Annotated in this window: 18 protein-coding genes; 12 read left to right on the forward strand and 6 right to left on the reverse strand. The window is 41.6% G+C overall.

From position 1 onward, the window contains the following. Window positions 1–17: 17 nt before the first annotated feature. From pstB to VTAP4600_RS21320, 3 genes are all read left to right on the forward strand, one after another. The gene (pstB, locus tag VTAP4600_RS21310; protein WP_102524765.1) at window positions 18–767 is read left to right on the forward strand and encodes a phosphate ABC transporter ATP-binding protein PstB; all 750 of its coding nucleotides are present in this window, start codon (window positions 18–20) and stop codon (window positions 765–767) included. A gap of 804 nt (window positions 768–1,571) precedes the next feature. Further along, on the forward strand, window positions 1,572–2,855 hold the full coding sequence (gene ltrA, locus VTAP4600_RS21315) for a group II intron reverse transcriptase/maturase (RefSeq protein ID WP_102524766.1): 1,284 nt from the start codon (window positions 1,572–1,574) through the stop codon (window positions 2,853–2,855). Between the two features lie 260 nt (window positions 2,856–3,115). Next, a complete protein-coding gene (locus VTAP4600_RS21320) occupies window positions 3,116–3,298 on the forward strand; it encodes a hypothetical protein (protein ID WP_102524767.1) in 183 nt (60 codons plus the stop codon). 232 nt (window positions 3,299–3,530) lie between these two features. Here VTAP4600_RS21320 and VTAP4600_RS21325 read toward each other — a convergent pair whose 3' ends face one another. Further along, entirely contained in the window at window positions 3,531–3,761 is a 231-nt protein-coding gene (locus tag VTAP4600_RS21325; protein WP_102524768.1) for a hypothetical protein, read from the reverse strand. Between the two features lie 466 nt (window positions 3,762–4,227). Between VTAP4600_RS21325 and VTAP4600_RS21330 the strand changes: the two genes are divergently transcribed. From VTAP4600_RS21330 to VTAP4600_RS21350, 5 genes are all read left to right on the forward strand, one after another. Next, complete coding sequence (locus VTAP4600_RS21330) at window positions 4,228–4,557, forward strand: hypothetical protein (RefSeq protein WP_102524769.1); 330 nt, start codon at window positions 4,228–4,230, stop codon at window positions 4,555–4,557. A 195-nt stretch (window positions 4,558–4,752) separates the two neighbouring features. Further along, complete coding sequence (gene zorA, locus VTAP4600_RS21335; protein WP_102524770.1) at window positions 4,753–7,275, forward strand: anti-phage ZorAB system protein ZorA; 2,523 nt, start codon at window positions 4,753–4,755, stop codon at window positions 7,273–7,275. A 2-nt stretch (window positions 7,276–7,277) separates the two neighbouring features. Further along, window positions 7,278–8,021, forward strand: coding sequence for an OmpA/MotB family protein (locus VTAP4600_RS21340; RefSeq protein WP_102524771.1), 744 nt, complete (start codon window positions 7,278–7,280; stop codon window positions 8,019–8,021). Next, window positions 8,018–9,478, forward strand: a complete 1,461-nt coding sequence (locus VTAP4600_RS21345; protein ID WP_231897926.1) for an EH signature domain-containing protein — start codon at window positions 8,018–8,020, stop codon at window positions 9,476–9,478. The genes VTAP4600_RS21340 and VTAP4600_RS21345 overlap by 4 nt, the downstream gene beginning before the upstream one ends. Then, the gene (locus VTAP4600_RS21350) at window positions 9,478–12,936 is read left to right on the forward strand and encodes an SNF2-related protein (RefSeq protein ID WP_102524772.1); all 3,459 of its coding nucleotides are present in this window, start codon (window positions 9,478–9,480) and stop codon (window positions 12,934–12,936) included. The genes VTAP4600_RS21345 and VTAP4600_RS21350 overlap by 1 nt, the downstream gene beginning before the upstream one ends. Before the next feature lie 484 nt (window positions 12,937–13,420). Here VTAP4600_RS21350 and VTAP4600_RS21355 read toward each other — a convergent pair whose 3' ends face one another. From VTAP4600_RS21355 to VTAP4600_RS21370, 4 genes are all read right to left on the reverse strand, one after another. Continuing rightward, a complete protein-coding gene (locus VTAP4600_RS21355) occupies window positions 13,421–14,608 on the reverse strand; it encodes a DUF3103 domain-containing protein (protein ID WP_102525481.1) in 1,188 nt (395 codons plus the stop codon). Window positions 14,609–14,916: 308 nt separating this feature from the next. Next, complete coding sequence (locus VTAP4600_RS21360; protein WP_102524773.1) at window positions 14,917–15,108, reverse strand: YwbE family protein; 192 nt, start codon at window positions 15,106–15,108, stop codon at window positions 14,917–14,919. A 75-nt stretch (window positions 15,109–15,183) separates the two neighbouring features. After that, a complete protein-coding gene (locus VTAP4600_RS21365) occupies window positions 15,184–15,981 on the reverse strand; it encodes a class I SAM-dependent methyltransferase (RefSeq protein WP_102524774.1) in 798 nt (265 codons plus the stop codon). A gap of 31 nt (window positions 15,982–16,012) precedes the next feature. Further along, window positions 16,013–16,414, reverse strand: a complete 402-nt coding sequence (locus VTAP4600_RS21370) for a hypothetical protein (RefSeq protein ID WP_102525482.1) — start codon at window positions 16,412–16,414, stop codon at window positions 16,013–16,015. A gap of 429 nt (window positions 16,415–16,843) precedes the next feature. Between VTAP4600_RS21370 and VTAP4600_RS21375 the strand changes: the two genes are divergently transcribed. Further along, window positions 16,844–18,661 (forward strand): PhoX family protein, encoded by a 1,818-nt coding sequence (locus VTAP4600_RS21375; RefSeq protein WP_197708695.1) that lies wholly within the window; start codon window positions 16,844–16,846, stop codon window positions 18,659–18,661. A gap of 68 nt (window positions 18,662–18,729) precedes the next feature. Here the strand turns inward: VTAP4600_RS21375 and arfB are convergent, their stop codons facing one another. Then, a complete protein-coding gene (gene arfB / locus VTAP4600_RS21380; RefSeq protein ID WP_102525483.1) occupies window positions 18,730–19,143 on the reverse strand; it encodes an alternative ribosome rescue aminoacyl-tRNA hydrolase ArfB in 414 nt (137 codons plus the stop codon). Window positions 19,144–19,311: 168 nt separating this feature from the next. On the opposite strand from arfB, the gene VTAP4600_RS21385 reads away from it, so the two are divergent. The 3 genes from VTAP4600_RS21385 to VTAP4600_RS21395 all read left to right on the forward strand — a co-directional run bounded on the left by VTAP4600_RS21385 (window position 19,312) and on the right by VTAP4600_RS21395 (window position 21,670). Then, window positions 19,312–19,902 carry a beta-phosphoglucomutase family hydrolase gene (locus tag VTAP4600_RS21385; RefSeq protein ID WP_269459950.1) on the forward strand — a complete coding sequence of 197 codons (591 nt, stop codon included), beginning with the start codon at window positions 19,312–19,314 and terminating at the stop codon, window positions 19,900–19,902. 482 nt (window positions 19,903–20,384) lie between these two features. Then, complete coding sequence (locus VTAP4600_RS21390; RefSeq protein ID WP_102524776.1) at window positions 20,385–20,726, forward strand: DUF3316 domain-containing protein; 342 nt, start codon at window positions 20,385–20,387, stop codon at window positions 20,724–20,726. A gap of 254 nt (window positions 20,727–20,980) precedes the next feature. Continuing rightward, entirely contained in the window at window positions 20,981–21,670 is a 690-nt protein-coding gene (locus VTAP4600_RS21395) for a hypothetical protein (protein WP_102524777.1), read from the forward strand. The last annotated feature ends 188 nt before the right edge of the window (window positions 21,671–21,858 follow it).

Genomic DNA, 21,858 nt, shown 5'->3' on the forward strand with positions numbered 1-21,858 from the left:
ATTAAGAGAGTTTAAAAATGAACAAATTTTCAATCGAAAACCTAGATCTTTTCTACGGTGAAAACCAAGCACTTAAAAGCATCAACTTGCCAATACCTAAGCGCCAAGTTACCGCTCTTATCGGCCCGTCTGGTTGCGGTAAATCAACGCTGCTTCGCTGCTTAAACCGCATGAACGACTTGATTGAAGGTGTGAAGATCACCGGCCTAGTTTCAATGGACGGCGACGACATCTACGGCAACATCGATGTGTCTGATTTGCGTATTAAAGTGGGTATGGTTTTCCAAAAGGCGAATCCATTTCCAATGAGCATCTACGAAAATGTGGCTTATGGCTTGCGTGCTCAAGGCATGAAAGACAAAAAGAGCATTGATGCCATTGTTGAGAAATCACTGCGTGGCGCTGCGTTATGGGATGAAGTAAAAGATCGTCTTAAATCACACGCCTTCGGCCTTTCTGGTGGTCAGCAGCAACGTTTATGTATTGCGCGCACCATTGCAATGGAACCCGATGTGATTCTGATGGACGAACCAACGTCTGCGCTTGATCCTATCGCAACACACAAAATTGAAGAACTGATGGAAGACCTGAAAAAGGACTACACCATCGTTATCGTTACGCACTCAATGGCTCAGGCTCGCCGTATCTCAGACCGCACCGCATTCTTCTTGATGGGTGAACTGGTAGAGCACGACGATACCAGCGTCATCTTCAGCCAACCACGCGACGACCGCACTCAAGGTTACGTAAATGGCGACTTCGGCTAACCAACCAAATTCTATTAATAATTATAAGCGATGGTAATTCTTTGCCCCTCTAGCAGGGGCTTTTTTGTTTGCCCAGCGAAGCTGGCAAACCCATTAGGCTGAAAGAAGCCTAAATCACCCTGATTGAGGGGAAGATAATCCGAATCGCAAGGGCGTTGCTGGCCAACGGCAGGGTTTGAAGGAAGCGATAGGAAGTTAACAGTACACAACGAAAGTGAACCTGATTCGGCAATTTAGGTGGGTAAGCGTGCAAAATAGCGTGAAGCCCGATACTCAATCAGACCTAGATTGTGCTTGAGGGTGGCATTGTTAACAGGGGGCCAGTGCAGTAACTGGGGAAGCCTGACATCACATCCGAGCAAACGTCGGAAGCATAAACTCAAGGCGAGAGCCAAGATCTATGTTGGTGCGAGGTGGCAGATGAATCCGTAGTAGTGAGTAAAGCTCGGCCGGTGAAGCCCAGTAATGGTGTGGAGGATAAAACTGAGCTGACCATCAGTAACACGTCTGATGGGACAACATTTTGCCAAAAGCAATCTGGTGTTGCGAAGGGATGAAGTACATTTTAAGTCTGTGATGAGCAGATGTTTTTTTTTCAGTGGTATACAAGTTGATTAGCTATCGAGGTATTCCGTCTCGGTCTTTGTGAAAGCAAAGCACTGAAGCGAGAAACCGTACAAGGGAGTAACTCTGACTCACTCTAGTAAATTGCCATTGAGCTAGAAGGCTAGAGAGTGGAGTGAAATACACCAACACTGTGAGAGAGCATTTGTCCCCACACGGCACACAATCTAAAGGAAAAAGTTGAGAGTTTACTACAGTTTATATGGTCACTTGCTCCACAAAGAGCGACTCTATAAAGGATTTAAAAAAGTGTGGAAAGCGAAAGGCGCGGCCGGAATAGATAGGCAGAGCCTAAGCGACTACGCCCAAAATCTGAGTGATAACCTAGATCAACTTCTTCTGGAACTCAAAACCAAGCGATACACCCCTCAACCCGTCAGACGGGTAGAAATACCGAAAGATGATGGTGGGGTGCGATTACTTGGGATCCCAACAGTACGGGATAGAGTTGTCCAACAAGCTCTAAATGATCTATTAACCCCAATCTTCGAAGAGCAGTTTCACCCATCCAGCTTTGGGTATAGACTGAATCGAAGTTGTCACGATGCTATAAACAAAGCGACGATGTTCATCCGTCGATACGGAATGCAACACGTCGTAGATATGGACTTATCGAAGTGCTTCGATAAGCTCGATCATGAGCTTATTCTAAAAAGCATTAAGAAACGAGTCACAGACAGTAGCGTACTGGAGCTCATCAAACAGTTCCTGAAAAGTGGCGTAATGGTTGATGGAGAGTGGCAGCATACCGAGATAGGTAGTCCGCAAGGTGGAGTAATAAGCCCACTGATAGCGAACATCTATCTGGATGCGTTTGATCAAGAGATGCGAAAGCGAGGACATCGAATAGTCCGTTATGCCGACGACATACTGATCTTCTGTCGCAGCCGTAAAGGTGCAGAAAATGCGCAAGTACAGGCAACGAAGGTCCTGGAAAAACAGCTCAAGTTAACGGTGAACGAAACCAAATCACACATAGCGCACAGCGGCGAAGGTGTGAAATTCCTTGGAATAGAAATCGGTAGCCATTATAGCCGTATTCAGCCAAAGAAAATGTCGACGTTCAAAGGAAAGTTGAAGCGAGTGACAAGACGCAATGGCGGTAAGCCATTGTTAGAAGTCATTAAACAACTGAATCCACTTCTGAGAGGGTTCAGCCAGTACTTTCGAATAGCGAATGCGAACAGGGAGTTTAAGAAACTGGCCGCGTGGTTAAGGCGAAGACTTCGCAGCGTCCAATTACGATTATGGAAAAAACCGACCCGACTCCACCGCAGGCTAAGACAGCTAGGTTACGAAGGGTCATTCAGGTATATCTGTATGGATAGTTGGAGAAATGCTGCGAGTCCATTAGCCAGTTACTCGATGCCAAATCAATGGTTTAACGACCTTGGATTAGTGAATCTTGAACACGTTAGGACAGGATATGTGTTCAGCCATTATGCTGAATGGAAACGTGCATGAGCCGTATACGAGGTCCGTACGTACGGTTCTGTGAGAGGGATGAGGCGGAGACGCCTCACCCTACTCGATGTACCTGTAGAAAAGAGAAACCTCCAATAGGCAGCGTTCAGCTTTTTGATAGCAATGTATCCAAATAAGTAACTCTTGTTACTGACTTTGAGGTTATTTTGTTGATCTTATGTTGTGTTTTTAGCGAGTGCGTAACCCAAATAAAGCGATTACAGTTAGTAGCACGTTTGTTTCACCAAGATGGAAATAAAATGAAAGTACTCGTTCAATACATTCAAGCTGGTAAGTATAAAGACCAAGCATGGGAAGCGCTGACAATTAAAGTGAAAGGTGAGGTTCAAGCGGTCACCCCTTCATACGCAGTGCGACTGATAGAGCAAAATAAGGCCATTCTGGTTACCTCAGAAGATGAAGATATCATCATTCATGCCTAGCGTTTTTGTCGTTCTGGCTTGAAAAGCAACGTGAAGCGAAAGGTTTAGAATAGTATAGAAAGTGTCGATTGGGCTTTCTCATCAACAAAAAAGTGCGCCAATCTGCATTGGCGCACTTTTGTCATTTAGGTCATGTTATTCACACGACTATGTTCTGCCTTAGTTTATGGCCTGGTTGGATTTATCGTCATCGGCTCAAATGTAGCGACGGCGTTGCCGCCTGCTCCTAGATCTAGTGAGGACACACACCTAAAGTAATAAAGCCGGAGCTACAACGGTGGTTGTCTAAATCGAAGAATGGAGTGTATGTCCTTTTAATGCGTTCATTCTCTAGGTATGTACCTAAAATATTGCCTTTTTTTGACCATTTTTTGCTTAACTGAGCTTCCCTTGCTTTCTGATTGCTGTCACGAGAATAGCTGTTCAGCTCACCATGAGCTTGCCACGCTACACTACTGCACATACTTAAGCTTCGTAGCTCATCTGCGACTTACAAAAGATCAGAAGCTTGTGTTACTCCTGACGCGACAGCGCATAACAGAAGAAGGGTATGTTTTAAATTATTCCTAAAACTAGTCGCTAATAAATACAGGTATCGTCAATTGTAAGTACGACATGATATCATATTGGGCGCATTAGTAGGTGAGTCGGTACATAGCGCCTTGCTAAGGTGCGGCTAAATCGACGAAAATCAAGCTAGGCCACTGTAATCACTAAACTTAACCGAACCAAAAATGCCCAAAGTTAGCCATCACTCTTGAGAATTTGGTTATGTAACGTTATCGACTGAGTCACAACCCTTGTTACTTACATTTCTAGTAGTTAATAACTTTTATATCGAATATAATTCATAAAAAGGACACCATATTGGACACCACTAGGGAACAACATATATATTGTTATAGGGCAAGCATGCCTAGCAGGTAAACATGAACATAATCAAATCAATTTCAACAACTATCGTTGTTATCCTGTCAATTACTCTCTCGACTCCTATCCACGCGAAGAGCCAGAATTTTGATAAATGTGGTTACATTGAGCAAGTGCGCTCTACTAGCAATGCTCTATTTATTAACCTCGATGGTAAATACCCTGTACAAAGGTTAACAGGTGTAATGTTTAAATTTTCAGCATCTGATGCTTATTGCATGAAACAGTATATTGGTGATTATGCTTGCTTTACCGGCGACATCACTTACTACAAGGGAAAACCACAAATTGTCATCAATGATATTGACCAAATAGAGATTCCCCACTAATACACCGTAAGAACGTAGTAGGTAGCATTGTAGTGGCATAGTTAATTTGGCCACCTGATTAGAGGTGTTAAAGTACACCTCCTACACAACAGGTGACACTATGAACAAACGTACAAGAAGAACTTATAGTTCAAACCTACCACCACTAGAAAAGATTATTAAACACAATAATTATGAATGTATATAAGGTTTATCATGGATAAATTAGTATGGCTGTTGCCTGATTTTATGGCATTTAGCTCGTTATCTTTTGAGTCACAATTAAGTACTATCTTTGTAGGTGTGTTACTAGCGATCACATTCCTATTTTTGTTCAAGTCATTCTATTCCGGTGCTAAAGCGTGGAAGCGGATCAACTGGTTGAAAGACACTCTTACTGCTATTCGCGCAGAAGACATCGCAAGTAAAAGAGAATACTTATACTCTTTGGCTAAGGAAAAAAAAGACAGTGTTGGCCATTTATGGTTAGAGTTTGATGAAACGCTAATCGAAGAGCGAAAAGATAATAAAACGACCTTATATAACACGTTTGACGCAGCCTATTTTTTCAATACAACAACGCTAGCGAAAGGCGTGACTGAAAACCGTCTAATAGCTGCTGTACCTGGTTTTCTAACAGCAATTGGTGTAATTGGTACATTCGTTGGATTGCAAATAGGCCTGTCAGAAATGAATATATCAGCGGATGTATCTGTTGATGAAATGAAATCTGGTGTTGCTGCAGTCATCGGTGGGGCGAAAGTAGCATTTATGACATCTGTATGGGGTGTATTCTTGAGTGTTGTTTTTAACTTTATCGAGAAGCTACTTGAACAGGCTATTCGTCGAAAAGTTAACGATTTGCAAAAGACCATTGATGAAATATTTCCTCGATTGAGTGCAGAGTCTCAGTTACAGACAATCGCAGAGAGTAATGTTGAATCAAGAGACAGTTTACAGGGATTAGCAGAGCAAATCGGTGTGAAGATGCAAGAGTCGATGATGACGGCAACTCGAGGCATCAGTGAAGCATTAGAGTCTAGTTTAAATGAAATCATGGCTCCTGCTATCAATAAGCTTGTAGAAGATACCTCTGAAGGTAATCAAAAAGCACTTGAAGAACTACTGACAAAGTTTATGGATGGTTTTGGTGCTCAAGGTCAACAGCAAAGGCTGGCGATGGAGGGAGCGTCTGAACAGGTGAATGAATCTATCGCAGATATGAATAGAACGATGGAGTCATTTATAAATAAAATGGAATTTTCTCAGCAACAGTCTGGAGAAAGAGAAAGAGACTTGATGTCTTCAATCTCAGTTCAAGTAGGGCAACTTGTGGACCAAAGTAATCTACAAGTAACTCAAATGAATGAATTGATGAGCAGTCAATTAGCTAATTTGAATAAAAACTTTGAAAGCGGCCAGCACAATGCTGCTGAAAGAGAAAAACAGTTAATATCCGCAATATCTTCTCAAATATCCCAGTTAGTCACCCAAAATAGTAAACAAGTGAGTAAAACCACCGAGCTAATGGGGAGCCAGTTGGAAAGTCTTAACAATAGCTTTGATGAAGGTAAAAAATCTGCTGCACAACGTGAAGAAAAACTCATTGAAGCAATGTCAACGCAGGTGACTCACCTTGTAAACCAGGGGCATGAACAAGCCGAAAAAATGAATAACTTAATGGGTAGCCAGTTAACTCATTTAAGTAACAGTTTTGATGAAAGCAAAAAGTCTGCCGACCTACGAGAAGAAAAACTAATCGAATCAATCTCTGCACAAGTAACCTATCTCGTTAACCAAGGGCAGGCACAATCTGCGAAAATGAATGAGCTTGTTGAAAGCCAATTAAGCAGTATTAATGACGGCTTTGAAGCAAGGCAGGCTAGCGCTGCACAACGAGAAGAAAAATTAACCAGTAACATTGAGCAACAAATTGAAAGCCTTACTTCCGGGATTTCAGCGCAAAGTAATGTATTAACTGAATTTGTAAATAATCAAATGACCAATTTACAAAAGTCCTTTGAAGATAGGGACCAAAAGTCAGTACAAATAGCAGAACAACGAAATCAAGCGTTAGCACAGCAAACATCTTCTATTTCAAACACTACACAAGAGTTAGTTAAACAGATTGATGTGAGTATGAAAAATCAGCAAACCAGTTCAGAGCAGATAATACAGCAAGGTAAAGCACTTCAACAAAGTGTTGAGTCAACTATGCTCGCAAATGCTAAGGCGACGGATTGTATGAGGGAGTCAGCTTCTGAATTGAAATCGGCAGCAGATAGCATGAATGTGTTTGGTTCTCATGTTCGTGATGCGGGGAATAAATTATCAGGTGCTGTTACGGCAGCGGTTGAATCAACAAAAGACCTTGCTCAACAAAACCAATCTAGTGCGAAAATGATGGAAACACTAAGGGATAACATTGTTACAGAAGTCAACAAATTTAGTGACGTTACAGATAGCATGAACGGTATGGTGTTGAATGCTGGTAATACATTCACAGAGCTTAAGTCATCTCAAAGTGATTATTTACATCAGTTAAAGGGCAATGTTATCGAGCTATCTAAGCAGATGACTGAACTACTTTCTGAGTACTCCACACAAGCTAATGCACAAACAACTAACCATCTAAAAATTTGGGCTGAATCGTCGACACAATATGCTGAATCAATGAATAATGCAGCTAGAGCTTTATCTGGTGTTGTAGATGAAATACAAGACAAAGTGGGAGCTTAACCATGCGCTTTTCTCGTCATGCTCACCCCTCTGTTGATGAAGAAAATCCATACTGGATCTCTTTTTCTGATTTAATGTCTGCCATTCTAGTGATATTTATTTTGGCAACGCTAGCACTAATTATCGAGCTAACACAAAGAACAGAAAATATTGATGCGGGTATTGATCAATTAAAACAAGCTGAGCAAGCAAGGCAAGAAATTCTGCAAGAGGTGAAGTCTGAACTGGCGAAAATTAACATTAAAGTTGAAATTGCCGATAATGATACCGTTATTCGTATACCAGAATCGACACTGAGTTTCCGATCCGGTCAAGATACGATACCAGATAGTATGCTGAGTTCTGTAAAAAGTATAGGTGAAGTCTTACACTCAGCCATTACTAAAAATGAGCGTTTTAAGTATCTCGATACTGTTTTTATTGAAGGTCACACTGACAGCGTACCTATTGCATTTGGCAAATATAGAACTAAGGGGAATTGGGGGTTGAGTGCTGATAGAGCGATCACTGTGTGGAAGTTATGGAGTAATGAACTTAGCCTAATGCCGTCACTAAATGACTTAAAAAACCATACGCAGCAGAACTTATTTTCTGTGAGTGGTTATGCTGCAACACGTCGCGTGGAAGCAATAGAAGAAACTGCAACCCAACGAGCTAGAAATAGGCGTATAGATATTAGGTTTACCGTTAAGATGCCATCGATTGAAGACTTAGAGCAGATAAAGTCTTCCACGGATAATAAATGATGCAGGATTTTATTAAAATAAAATTAAATCGCTTAGCTGTTAATATTCCAGAGAGGCCATTTGGGAATAGTATCAATAACTTAGGGAAAATAACGGCTGACTTAAACCGTTTGTCCACTGAAGCGGGAACAGACAATGAAAAGTATAAAACAGCCTGGAAGCAAGTTATTACCACATTAAAGGTCAAACAATCACTGCTTGATGTTATTAAGAGTAAGCTAGAAATTCGTGCACTTAGCTTTGCACTTTCAAGTCCAATGAAAAGTGCTATAAAAGTAACGCCAGCTTTATTAGAAAGAATTGATCAAATAACCCACAATAAGCCCGGAAATTTGTTTATTGAATCACTATTTCAATACTATTTGAATGAATTCAATAGTATTTATGATCTGGAATTAGTTTCCAATTGGTTAGTCGATGCAAGAGAATTTCGAGATTTAAATAGCGCAAGCGATAGAGATCTAATCTCACCGTCTGGTCCTAAATGGTTAGCAGAATCAGCTATAAAAAGAGGACTAGACTTTGACCAACTGGTGAGTCATTTAAATCTAGACAAATTCAAATCTGGGCAGTTTATGGAGTTGGCGCAACGAACATATTATGTTGAGCAGCTAAAGACGATCCCCTTGAACGAGCCAAATGATTTATTAATTGAAGTGCAAAAGCCGGAAGTGTTCAATGCTCGGTTCAATGACACCGATTTACTTGGTCATCAAATTCTCAATATATTGATTGAGAGATCTCCTACGGACAATATCCATGAATCTTGGCTAAATGTTATTATGGCTATTGCCGGTGACCCTCGTATACCAACAACCCATCACAGATATATAAAGTGGTGGAGTAGAATAGCCAGCTCCCATATAGCTAGAGTGAGAGGCTGGTTATCACGGCTCGATTTAAAGTTATTTCTTGAAGCACTGGAAGATTTCTCAAATTCATCGTTTGACCCTGAAATGAAGCGTATGTACCCGTCAAGAAAACGTTTTTTAGAAGGTTTATACGATAAAAAATTGATTAGTAATACTCGCTTGTATATGAGTCGGCAGATGTCAGAGTACTTAAAAAGAAATTATAAAGCAGAGCATTTACCTAATTTTTCGATCATAAAGGACAATGATAAATCAATCATCTATGTTGATTTAGGTTCTGCGCACCTAGTAGAAGGAAGTCATAGTTGTTACTTGTGGGTATATGATTCATTAGACCCATCTGCAACTGTATACGACTACAATAAGAACCTAGAAACATATAGTGGCTTAACAGCGGGCTTAAATCGCAAAATGCAACTAATGGGTCATGGAGCAACAGCAAAAATTACTCATTCCCCTGCGAATTTTAGTTGGCAACGTAAAGCTATTGATGAACTGAATTATCTTGATGTTGATGTAAACATGAAAGATGTACTAATAAATAAAGATTATAGTCGTTACGTCAGAATGTTTGGAGTGGATTAATGGGTTTTACGAACTTTATCAGTCAATTTTTTAAAGACACAGATCGTTCTGTGTCATTTAAATTTATACCAGATGCGAACGAAGGTGGTTTTTTTTCAGTTGACAAAAAACAGTTTGAAAACATTTTATCTGGTACGGCAAGTGAATGGCTAACACACCAGTATGTCACGCTAAAAATGCTAGAAGAACAGGGAGAGGCCGAGAGTATACCTAATGGTTTTATCGTTTCTGCGGAAGTGCTTGCGCGATTAGGTGAAAACCTAAGAGAATCACTCGAGCTACCTGAACGATGGCAAGGGCAGATCACTGCTGATATTAAAGGTACAACCGGCCGTTCAAGCTTTGCTGTTGAGTTAGCTGTTACCGGACAAAGTGGACGTGATACGTATAGCTACAATGTAGAAGGAGCAGTACTACGTTTTGGTGACACAACTAGCTATTTGATGTCTCAACCGCAGTGGCTGGTATTTACTGCACAGCAAAAACATAATGAATCAAAAAAACAAGAGTTTGATAATTTAACGTATCTACACAACCTACAATTAGCACAACAAAATGGTGCTTCAATAAAACTAAGCCACTTTGACAAATTAAAAATACACAGTCCTGAAAAGATCTCTGTAGAAGCAGGCTTAGATGCAAGTGGAAACTTGATTTTAACGCCACATATGGGCCAAGAAGCAAGTCATGATGATATTCAGCGTGTACTAGGGCAAATGATGGCACCTAATGCTAATACATTAAAAATAGGTAAAGAGATCATTCTATTTACCGAGGAGAAAGTAAAAGCAGTTAAAGAGGTGCTGAACAATCGTGTTGTACCGAAAACCAAAGTAAAAGAGTTTTTAGAAAACCCAACCGCTTTTATTGATGCTTCTTTAGTTGACTTAGACCTTGGTTTCTCATTAAGGGTGCGTGGGGCAACGGCATTCAAACACGCGTATTTTGGTGAAACAGACGATTCAGGTGTAGATTGGTTTGGCAAGGATTTTACAGCCGAACAAGTTAATCCGATTTCTAAAGTTGTTGCCGATGTAAAAGATACAGAAACATTAATACAGTTAGAAAAGATCATATCAGATGCTAAACAAATAGGTGCTTCTGAGATAACTTTTGAAGGTAAAAACTACGATATTAATGATAGTGAAGTAGTCAGTAACACCATCGATAAAATTAAGAGTAATATCTCGCAAAATGGATCTCCTGATGAATTACCGGAAGAGCTTAAAGATAAAACCGCTGGTAAGGTTGACTTAGAATCAGACGAGACCATCGTTGTAGATATTGACTTAAATGATGAAGATTTATCAGAAAGTTCACCATTGATAGAATCTAAAATTCATGAAGTAAGCCGTAGTGGAGAGCTAGACTGGAGCAACCATATTAGAACACCATTTAAACACCAAGATGTTGGTGTGCGATGGATTTTAGGCTTGTTAGACCAAAGCTATCAAGATGAAAAAATCAATGGCGCGCTCTTAGCTGATGACATGGGGCTTGGCAAAACATTTATGGCGCTGTCTGCTGTAGAGCACCACTATCGAGAAGTTGTACAGTCTCAAGAGACGCAAAAGCCCACTCTTATCGTGGCTCCATTAAGCTTATTAGAGAATTGGAAAGATGAAGTCGCGAAAACCTTCGACAAGTCACCATTCCATGACATCGTTATTTTGCAATCTGACGGTGAATTAAAACGTTTTAAAAATGGTGGGGTAGAAATTAAAGCAAACTCCGTAGACGATGGTGAGTTTGAACCTCGATACTCATTAAATGTTGGTAAAGGTAGTGCAGATCGCTTGGATATGCCAGGACGTTTGGTAATTACAACTTACCAAACCCTAAGAGACTACCAATTCTCATTATGTTTAATAGATTGGGGAGTGGTTATCTTTGATGAAGCACAAAATACTAAAAATCCTAATGCACTGCAAACAAGGGCTGCTAAAGGGTTAAAATCCCAGTTTAAATTGGTTGCTACAGGTACGCCCGTTGAAAATAGCTTAGCTGATTTTTGGTGTTTAATGGATACTGCATGTCCAGGCTACTTGGGTGCATATCAGGACTTCAGGTCAAATTACATTACGCCAATCATACAAGCTGCTGGTGATGAAGTTGAAGAGATAAGAGGTAGAGTAGGGCGAGAATTACGCATTAAAGTTGGAGCGTTAATGTTGCGTAGAATTAAAGAGGACAACTTAGAAGGACTACCTGAGAAAAGAATGTATGTTGGCGTTCAAGATGAGCAATGGAAATATCTACCAGAGCTTGGTAAGACTATGGCTGGTTATCAATTAAAAGTTTACGATGGTGTGATTGAGCAATTAGAAGAGTCCGAAGAAAACCATGTATTAGGCACATTACAACGATTAAGAAATGGCTCTTTACACCCAAGGCTAGCTGATGGTGGTCGATTGGATGCACCGAAGTCGAAAAAAGAGTTGGAGAATATATTCAATGAGTCTGATAAATTTAAAAGTCTATTAGAATTATTAGATAGCATTAAGTTACGTCAAGAGAAGTGCATAATTTTTGCTGTTAATAAGCGGTTGCAAACATTCTTGAGTTTAGCTCTGGGGTTGAAGTATCAACTGGGTCCGTTGTCAGTGATTAATGGAGATGCTAAAGCGGTTGCCAAAAACAAAGCAACACCAACACGAAAAAGTATGATTTCAGACTTTGAAGCGAAAGATGGGTTCAACATTATTATCATGTCTCCTGTTGCTGCTGGCGTTGGTTTAACTGTGGTTGGTGCTAACAATGTTGTGCACTTCGAACGTCATTGGAATCCAGCCAAAGAAGCGCAAGCAACAGATCGGGTATTTCGTATAGGACAAACAAAAGATGTAAACATCTATATTCCTATGGCCCTGCACCCCAACATGGAATCTTTTGATGTTAACTTGCATCGTTTACTCAGCAAAAAAACGCAGTTGAAAGATGCTGTCGTCACGCCTGAAGATGTACTGCCTATGCCAAGTGGTATAGGAAAAAGCAGCCTTTTGGCATCAGATAAAATAATCACTCTAAAAGAAATAGAGAAGTTAAGCTGGCAACAGTTTGAGGCACTAACCGTAGAAGTAATAGCCAAAGAGTATAATGCTGAAAGCGCTTGGCTAACTGCAAACGGAGCAGATAAAGGCGCTGATGGTATTATTGATTCGGGCAATCAACTGATCTTGATTCAAGCTAAACACACTAAAGGCAGTTACGATGGTTATGCAGCTATTCAAGAAGTCGCTGGAGCAAAAACTCCTTACGAAAAAGTGATGAATAAAAAGGTGAATAGCTTGTTGTTTATGACTAATGCAAAAGTGTTGTCGAAAAGAACGAGAGAGATGGCAAAACTTTCAAATGTAGAGGTTATTCACGGGGAAGAATTAGCCAAATTAGTTAGTAAACACAAAATAGACTTTAAGCAGGTATTGCAACGTTTAGATAAAAGAAGAATGACGCTCTAAATAGCGGCTTTGTTACTGGGTTGTAAGTTATTATAGAATTAGTAGGTGAATAAATATTGTCACTAGAGGTTGATACAACTATCTATATATCATTTGTTAGTGATTGGAGAGGCGCAAACAAAAGTCGCTTCTACACTGAACCACAATAAAGCTAGCTTTAAAAAGTGCCACTTGTTCATGTCGATGGAACCTCTCATCATCGAAATGATGAACAAAGCCTTCGATGTGTAGTGGTCAACGTTCAGTTTTTTGACGGTAATGTATCCAATTAAGCAATCCTTGTTACCTCAGAAGATGAAGACATTATCATTCATGCCTAGCGTTTTCGTTGTTTTGGCTTGAAAAGCAACGTGAAGCGAAAGGTTTAGAATAGTCGAGAAAGTGTAGATTGGGCTTTCTCATCAACAAAAAAGTGCGCCAATCTGCATTGGCGCACTTTTGTCATCTAGGTCATGTTATTAACACGACTATGTTCTGGCTGGGTCTATGGCCTGGTTGGATTTATCGTCATCGGCTCAAATGTAGCGACGGCGTTGCCGCCTGCTCCTGGGTGATCGATGTAGGGTGTGTCTTGTTGCAAAGTGTAGAACACATCAACATGGTCATCATCGTTAACCAATACGCCATCAGGGATAGCTTGTATCAGCTTATTAGTGATCTGTGGGATCACAGCATAAGCTTGCACTTCTGGATCGGGGATCGCTTTTAGCACTTCTTCCGCTACCTGAACCAATAAAGAAGCCAGTTCTTTATAGTCGGTACCATCGTCTTGCTCCATTAGAATAATATCTGCGGCGCCCCAGCGATAACGTGCCCAGTGGATCATGATTTGGTTCGGGTAGTAATCTTTCTTATCATAATCAAGGTATGGCATCTCGACGAGATCGATGGTCGGCTTGTCACGGCTTGGGTTAACACCGGTGACAATCGCATAGACTTCTGCTTTACCAGAGATCCAAGGTTCTTGGTCGTCGGCCAGTCTAATTTTCTTTAACGCGGTCGTAGAAAGTGGGGCTGCGGGTGCCGACATGGTAGAAAAAGCGCTATTCATAGCCGCGACTTGCCCATCAGACGGAGATTCAAGCAGGGTATCTTGGCCTAAGCTCACCATTTGTGCACGCATTGCTTTAAGGCCCGCTTTTAGTTCTTTTTCGCTGTTGCTGTCTACCACCAGTACTGGCACATCTGGCATTTCATCAACGCTTAATTGATGCAGTTGTCCGTACACGTCGTACGCTTCTATATATAACCAAGATTCATCATCGCCTTTTGGCTCAAATGCAAACAGTGGGCTTTGACCGTCTTTCCAGTCTTTAACCATTGAACCATCGGCAAGCCTTAACTCTAATAGCTCATCGGCGAACTGTTCAATGCCTTTGATACTTCGAATTTCGGTATCTGCCATTGCCATTGTCTGACTGAACTCAGAGTTTGGCTCCGATACTAGCAAAGTAGACAAAGGAACATTGAGTTGTTGTTCAGAAATAGATGTTTTTAGTGTGCCTTCAATGTTGCTGTAGCTTTCACTCAGTTGCTTCGCGAGATCGCGTTTTGCCTGTGTGATGGCTTCTGCTTTCATGGCGGAGAAGCCGCTGGTGTTGGTATCGGTTTCAGATTGGCAGCCAATTAGCGCAAAATTTAGCATCAAAACCATGGGTATTATTTTTTTCATATTTTCACCCTTAACGTTGTTATCAATTAGCATAGAGTTATTGCTCTACCCTATCGATGGTAGCACTTAGTTTTGCTTCTATATATGGCTCAAAAATGGAATTTATAAAAAATGCTCAGAAGGTCAAATAACACGTTAGCAAGTCATAATTTACTAAAGGCTAAAGATAGACGCTGTTTATTGACGTTCGCAGGTGTCATTCATGTGAATAAAAGGGCGGGGGAGAGTTGTCTGTAAAGTTCATTTTTGTTCGTTATTTCAGACGTAAGCAGGCAATGAAACGGCGCGAGATTCATTGCCTTTCTACGCTACTTAATGACCTTAACCCGGCCTACATCACCGCTCTCAAGGCGAACTTTGATGCCATGAGGGTGAGTCGGGGACTTGGTTAAAAGATCTTTGACGATACCAGAAGTCAGCGTTCCTGTGCGTTGGTCTTTTTTAAGTACGATTTGCACTTCTAGCCCAGGGTGAATATCAGCTCTGTTGGTTCCACTCATGCTTTATTACCTTGCTGTTTAATGTAGCGAGAAGATACACGGTATCGAGTGTTTCGTCGAATACCATGAACCGAGTTACGCTGTTTTTTTCGCTATTACCAAACCGTGGTTACTTGACCCTAAAAGAGAGGGCTCGTCGCAGGTTTTTAAATGATATTGAAGCCATGTTTGATATTGCTCTTCAGTAAAATTGTTGATTCCTGACGAGAGGTAACGTCCAAAGCCGTCCGTGGAGACATGGCGAAGAGTGGTAAATTTATGTGCTTCGACCAGCTGTTCAATTTCAGACGGAGTTGCAAAATAGCCAACGTTAAAAAAGCTGTCGGCCAATTGACTTGGAACCAAACCAGATTCAAGTAGTGTGCTAAGCACTTCTGGTGTAATCAGTTCAGGTTCTTGCTGAGCAAACATCCCGGCAACAAAATACCGAGAGATATAGGCAATCGCTAAAATACCGTTAGGTTTTAAGACTCGATAAGCTTCTGTAAGCGCTTGATCACGTTGCTCTTGTGTTTGTAGGTGATAAAGCGGCCCCAAAATAACACAAACGTCCTGTGAATCACTTTCAACGAAGGGAACGGAACAGGCATCGCCTTGGTGAATCGAAAGTGTTAGGGCTTGCTGATTGGCTTTTTGTTTTAAAATATCTACTTGCTCGGGGGCTAATTCAACGGCGGTTGTGGTGCAGCCCATTTTGGCAAAATTCAGAGAGTATCGGCCTGTAGCTGCGCCTTGTTCTAGTACGTTGGCGTGTGGGTGTAGATACTCGGCCAATACGTGCATGGTGGTATCAAATTCTATTTGAGTAATACGTTGTCGAGTTAGGCGGTTGTCTTCATCAACACCCGTATATTGATCAATGAGTTCTTGCATTGCGATTTCTCTTTTTATGAAAATGAGCGTGTTAAGCTAATTTTTGTTTTAACTGTTCAACTTGTTTTCTGAATAGCGCTGCGTCTTTTTTGGAGTAGGATTTAGTGACATTTATCCACTGTATGCCTGTTTCATCAATGTGCCTAAATTCAATTTGCAATGCGAAGCGAGCGCATCTTAAAAGAGCAAAAATAAAGCCTAAACTGGTAAAACTATAAAGTATGACTTCCCACCAAAAAGGGAAGGAATCAAAGAGGGTGCTTGCCCACCAGAGCGCCCCTGAAAATACCACTAACCAAAATACGATTTGGAACAGGTTGTCTAGCAGCGAGAGGCTCTTTACTCGTATGTTATTGATCTTTGAGATTGGGTACGCGTCTTTCTTAAAGTGAAACTCATGCTGAGTAATCATGAAGTCAGATTCTTTTAACATGTTGTCCTCTGGTTTGGATGTCATGGCCTGAGAATTTAGTAGTATGCATACTAGCTCATTTGTAATGATGAATGTATAGGTGGTAAGTACATTCATCGTAGCAATGTGTGATTAAAGTATCATCCTGATAATTAACTGACGTTTTCTACTTACTCTCGTTTTTCTTATATTTAATTAACACTAAGTTGCTAATTTTAATGCGTAAATCAGATTTTTTAAGTTTGGTTAGGTGTTTGAAATGGAACTGTCGTGAAACTGTAGCGTGTTTGACATGTTATTAAACTAGTGTGTTCGCTTATAAAAAGTAGTTACTCATAAACTAACATCATAAAAAGTCAGATAAAGGAAAGCACTGTGAAGCTATTCAAAAGTGAAGATCAACGCACGCTCGATCAAGAACCTGAATTTAACCGTTTTGTAGAATCAGCCATGTCTCGTCGTAAGTTCCTAAAAGCCAGTGGCGCAGCAGGTACGGTTGGCTTTTTTGCGGCAAGCCCATTAAGCCAAGCGATGGCAAAAGGCATGGCGAGTCACTCTACTCTATTGGGGTTTGAAGCGCTTCCAATCTCGACGGCTGACACGGTGACTGTACCAAAAGGCTACCAAGCGGATGTGTTGATTTCTTGGGGTGATGCTGTATTAAAAAGCGCACCTGAATTTAACCAAAACAATAACTCATACGCTCAAGAACGACAGTTTGGCGACAACAACGATGGCATGACGTTTTTCCCTTTATCGAATGATAGAGCGGTGCTTGCGGTAAACAATGAATACACCAATAACGAATATCTGTATGCGCACCAAGGCGACAAGATCAATGCAGACGACGTTCGTAAAGCACAAGCGGCGCATGGTGTTTCGATCATTGAATTGAAGAAACAAAACGGCAAGTGGGAAACGAACATCGACGGTCGATTAAACCGCCGTATTACGGCTTACAGTCAAATGGAAATGACAGGGCCTGCTGCTGGTCATGATTTGTTAAAAACCGCAGAAGATCCATCAGGCAAGGCGATTTTGGGCACGTTTAATAACTGCGCAAATGGGTTAACACCATGGGGTACATACTTAACGTGTGAAGAAAATTTCAATGGGTATTTCGCGACTTCTAAAAACACTGAATTAGGTGAAACATATCAACGTTACGGGTTAGAACAGGAAGATCGTGGATACGATTGGTTCAAGCATGATGAGCGTTTTGATATGGCGAAGCACCCAAATGAACCACACCGTTTTGGCTGGGTCGTTGAAATTGACCCAATGAACCCAACATCTAAGCCGAAAAAACGCAGTGCGCTGGGTCGTTTCAAGCATGAGAATGCGGCATTACTGATTAATGGCGATGGTCACGCGGTTGTGTATCTTGGTGATGACGAACGTGGTGAACACCTTTATAAGTTTGTCTCTAAGAACAAATACGTTGCGGGTGCAGACTCTAACCGAGATTTACTCGAAGACGGCACTTTATTTGTCGCGAAATTTACGGGTACTGAGGGCGAAATCAGTGGCACTGGTGAGTGGTTGGAATTGTCTTGGGGCAAAAATGGTTTAACGCCTGAAAACGGCTTTAAAGACCAAGCGGCCGTGATGATTTTTGCTCGTCAAGCAGCGACACAAGTTGGCGCTACAACGATGGATCGCCCGGAGTGGGTCGCGGTACATCCAGACAATAAGTCAGTATTTTGTACCCTGACTAACAACAAATATCGCGGTGTTAAAGAGTCCCAACCGCTTAATCCAACCAACCCTCGCGTTAAAAACCCTTATGGCCATATTGTACGCTGGCGTCCGACGAATGCCGATCATAACAAGGCCACATTTGAGTGGGACATCTACGTTATGGCTGGCAACCCAGAAGTGCACAGTGGGTTGATGGCAGGAACAGACAACATCAATAAAGACAATATGTTCAACAGCCCAGACGGTATCGGATTTGATAGAGCAGGCCGCCTATGGATCCAAACGGACGGCAAATACTCGAATAAAGGGGACTTTGCAGGAATGGGTAACAACCAAATGTTATGCAGCGACCCTCAAACTGGCGAGATTCGCCGCTTCTTAACAGGCCCAGTTGCTTGTGAGATTACGGGGCTTACGTTCTCTGCGGATTACAAAACCATGTTCATTGGTGTGCAACACCCGGGTGAAGATCTGGCACCTTCTCATTTCCCTGATGGTGGAAACAAAATTCCACGCTCTTCGGTAATGATGATCACCCGTGAAGATGGCGGTGTGATTGGTGCGTAATGCATTGTATCATTAAGATAATAAAAGGCGCCTAGTGCGCCTTTTTTAGATCTTACTCTGGCAGCTGATTACATCTGTACTTTTCCGCGCATCTGCTTAGTTTGACCGCGCTGAGTTTTCTTATCCATGCGCTTACGCTGCGAGTTTCGGCTTGGTTTGGTGTCTCGGCGTTTTTTTTGCACTTGTGTCGCACCGACGATCAGCTCTCGTAAGCGGTTAAGAGCATCTTCTCGGTTTTGCTCCTGAGTTCTAAATTGCTGAGCTTTAATGATGATCACGCCTTCTTTTGTTACGCGCGAATCTTTTAGTGCCAATAAGCGTTCTTTATAGAAGTCGGGCAGGGTTGAATGGGCAATATCAAAGCGTAGATGAATGGCGCTCGATACTTTATTGACGTTTTGCCCGCCAGCACCTTGAGCACGAATTGCCGTTAGGGTGATTTCCCAGTCGGCGAGTTCTACGTTGTTTGAAATTTTCAGCATTAAGCCACTCATGATTTGCGATAAGGTTTTTCTGGGCGACACCTTACCTCATTACACTGAATTGAGAAAGTAACCCATGGCTTTGAATAGGCGAGAGTGGAAAATTGTGGCACTCTGGTCGGCGTTACCTACCATAATGGCCGTCGGCTCGATTTTAGGAGAAGCAGTTTGGATTTATCTCGTTACCAAGGTTTGATTTTTGATATGGATGGCACCTTAATCGATACGATGCCGTCTCACTTAGATGCATGGGCACAAGCGGCGGCTCACTTTGATATTCCGTTTGATCGGGAGTGGGTCCACAGCATGGGCGGGATGCCAAGTGGCAAAATCTTGCTAGAGATGAACAAACGTTATGGTCTGAATCACGATGCAAAAATCGTCGCGGCAAAGAAAATGGCAATCTTTGCAGGTATTGAAGATTTTGGTGAGTTGATCCCATCAACAAATGAAATCTTGAACCAATACCAGGGCAAAAAGAAGATAGCCGTTGGTACGGGCAGCATGAGCCGCAGTGCCTCCCGTTTACTCGAAGGGCGAAATTTAACGCCTCTGCTTGATGCCGTTGTGACCGCCTGCGATGTAGAAAACCATAAACCCGCACCTGATACCTTTTTACTAGCGGCAGAAAAACTTGGGCTCACTGCCAAGCAATGCGTTGTGTTTGAAGATACCGCGTTAGGGAAAAGTGCGGCACATGCTGCGGGCATGGACTGCATCATGGTAGAAGGCGACAAATTGGTGTTTTATCCAGTGTAGAGTGCCTACCTGCTGATATTTAAAAGCCCCTTAACGTTTTTCACGTTAAGGGGCTTTTTGCAATCCGTAGCTTTATGCTATTTTTCGATCTTTTGTCTTCTAGAACGAATAGGTTCTAAAGAGCGCCAGCCCAGAAAAGAGCATTGGTCAATGTTAGTCCAAACATGATAGAAAGCAGGACTAAAAAGCCAGCAGCAGCGCGAAGTTTCTCTATGATCATCGTAATTTACTTACAGTTGATTATTAATTCAGCGCTATTCTCGCTAAAAGTGTGATGGTGGTCAACTTTTATTGTTGGTTAATTTCATATATCCAAAAGTAGTTAAGTAAATGAAAGGATTTTAACCGTTACCGTACAATGTGAGTAAATTGACATTGCGCTAGGGTTAACTTTGCATTGCTTTACGTAAGGGTGACAGTACTTTACATAACGATTGGTAATATAAACCTCGTCGGAACACATAACTAAAAGCGAGATTATTATGAAAAAACTACTTATTATTGCAGCAACGGCACTTATCAGCTCAACGGCTTTCGCATCAACGAACAATTTGAATGGCAGCACTGATATAGCAACAGATGGCTATCAAACGAAAGATCAAGCCTACAGCGCTGGTTATTCCCAAGTTGAATCGGTCAATAAGATGAACTCTCAAGAGCAAGCGCTCAAACTTGGCCTAGTCAATACCGAGATCGTATACAACAGCGTTGGCGTTGACGAAATGGAAGTTAAAGTAGAAGAGTACTCTCCTGAGCGTGGCATTATTGCTTACCGAGCGATTGTGAATATCGACTATCACTACTCAGAAAGAGATAACGGCTAATAATTCGTATAACGAGCGGCTATTTACCGTAAGCGATCTTACGAATAGTGTATAGCGGCAAGCGTTCATTGGTGAAGATGGCCAAGGATGGTCATATTTTTCCTATAACAGAGAATAGCCGAAATAAACGGGGTAACTGAAGCCCTGAACATCGGTTTAATTTGAAATTTCATATTGATCACTATATGTTTGTTTTCTTTTCCAAATAAGCGCGTTCTGATACTTGCAACGCCGAAATGAATAAAGGATAACAAATGAACGTGATGCAGCTTTGTCGAGAGTCGTGGTACTTTTTCCGACAGAACCTTACCGCCATTTTTTCAGTCTTAATTCCATCCATTGCAATTGGCGAGACATTCACAGCCTTTGTGGACTTTGATTCCACCTCCCCCCTACAATCATTGTTGATCTGGGGGCCTTTGTTGTTACTGCCGATTTTCCAAGCCGCCTTAATCATGATGTTGAAATCTCAAGTAACAGGCGAACGTCTTTCCGTCTCTGACTGCTACCGACTGGGTGCGGCCGCTTACTTACGATTGGCGGCAATATACTTGTGCGCAGGGTTAGGCATTATGTTTGGTTTCATTTTATTGGTGATCCCAGGCCTAATCATCATGTCACGCTTGTGCATCGCTGAGTATTACTGTTTATTTGAAGGGAAAACGGCTATGGATTCGTTGCAGGCCAGTTGGCAGAAAACGAAAGAGTACCAGTGGCCAATTTTAGGTGGATATTTGCTTGTGATGATTGTGCAAGCATTACCGATTATTGCTATTGATCAACTACTAGAAATTACGCAGTTGATGAACCCAATAACTCGTTTTCTATCCGGTGCGTTTGAATCTGTTTTGATTTCGGTACTGACGGTATTTACCTTCAGGCTGTATTGCGAGTTCGAACAAAAGCCTGAAGCCAGCTCCCATGATGATTCTATCGTGAGCTAGCATTAGCAAAGTTTCGTGATTGAAACCGCCGAAAGGCGGTTTTTTTATGGGCAAAGCGAAAGAGATAGCAGCAACAGCGTCTAGGTGGGGCTCTTTATTACCGCAAATGTATGCATGTTTATTAGTAAAACCTGATTTGACTCCTACACTTTATCAAAAGAGAAATATAAAGAGCGACTCAGTTGATA

The organism is Vibrio tapetis subsp. tapetis (assembly GCF_900233005.1).
Classification (GTDB): domain Bacteria; phylum Pseudomonadota; class Gammaproteobacteria; order Enterobacterales; family Vibrionaceae; genus Vibrio; species Vibrio tapetis.

What these genes read in the sequence shown, in the direction of transcription:
- pstB (WP_102524765.1), top strand. Translation starts at nt 18, where the DNA reads ATGAACAAATTTTCAATCGAAAACCTAGATCTTTTCTACGGTGAAAAC.
- VTAP4600_RS21320 (WP_102524767.1), top strand. Translation starts at nt 3,116, where the DNA reads ATGAAAGTACTCGTTCAATACATTCAAGCTGGTAAGTATAAAGACCAA.
- VTAP4600_RS21325 (WP_102524768.1), bottom strand. Translation starts at nt 3,761, where the DNA reads ATGTGCAGTAGTGTAGCGTGGCAAGCTCATGGTGAGCTGAACAGCTAT.
- VTAP4600_RS21330 (WP_102524769.1), top strand. Translation starts at nt 4,228, where the DNA reads ATGAACATAATCAAATCAATTTCAACAACTATCGTTGTTATCCTGTCA.
- zorA (WP_102524770.1), top strand. Translation starts at nt 4,753, where the DNA reads ATGGATAAATTAGTATGGCTGTTGCCTGATTTTATGGCATTTAGCTCG.
- VTAP4600_RS21340 (WP_102524771.1), top strand. Translation starts at nt 7,278, where the DNA reads ATGCGCTTTTCTCGTCATGCTCACCCCTCTGTTGATGAAGAAAATCCA.
- VTAP4600_RS21345 (WP_231897926.1), top strand. Translation starts at nt 8,018, where the DNA reads ATGATGCAGGATTTTATTAAAATAAAATTAAATCGCTTAGCTGTTAAT.
- VTAP4600_RS21350 (WP_102524772.1), top strand. Translation starts at nt 9,478, where the DNA reads ATGGGTTTTACGAACTTTATCAGTCAATTTTTTAAAGACACAGATCGT.
- VTAP4600_RS21355 (WP_102525481.1), bottom strand. Translation starts at nt 14,608, where the DNA reads ATGAAAAAAATAATACCCATGGTTTTGATGCTAAATTTTGCGCTAATT.
- VTAP4600_RS21360 (WP_102524773.1), bottom strand. Translation starts at nt 15,108, where the DNA reads ATGAGTGGAACCAACAGAGCTGATATTCACCCTGGGCTAGAAGTGCAA.
- VTAP4600_RS21365 (WP_102524774.1), bottom strand. Translation starts at nt 15,981, where the DNA reads ATGCAAGAACTCATTGATCAATATACGGGTGTTGATGAAGACAACCGC.
- VTAP4600_RS21370 (WP_102525482.1), bottom strand. Translation starts at nt 16,414, where the DNA reads ATGTTAAAAGAATCTGACTTCATGATTACTCAGCATGAGTTTCACTTT.
- VTAP4600_RS21375 (WP_197708695.1), top strand. Translation starts at nt 16,844, where the DNA reads ATGTCTCGTCGTAAGTTCCTAAAAGCCAGTGGCGCAGCAGGTACGGTT.
- arfB (WP_102525483.1), bottom strand. Translation starts at nt 19,143, where the DNA reads ATGCTGAAAATTTCAAACAACGTAGAACTCGCCGACTGGGAAATCACC.
- VTAP4600_RS21390 (WP_102524776.1), top strand. Translation starts at nt 20,385, where the DNA reads ATGAAAAAACTACTTATTATTGCAGCAACGGCACTTATCAGCTCAACG.
- VTAP4600_RS21395 (WP_102524777.1), top strand. Translation starts at nt 20,981, where the DNA reads ATGAACGTGATGCAGCTTTGTCGAGAGTCGTGGTACTTTTTCCGACAG.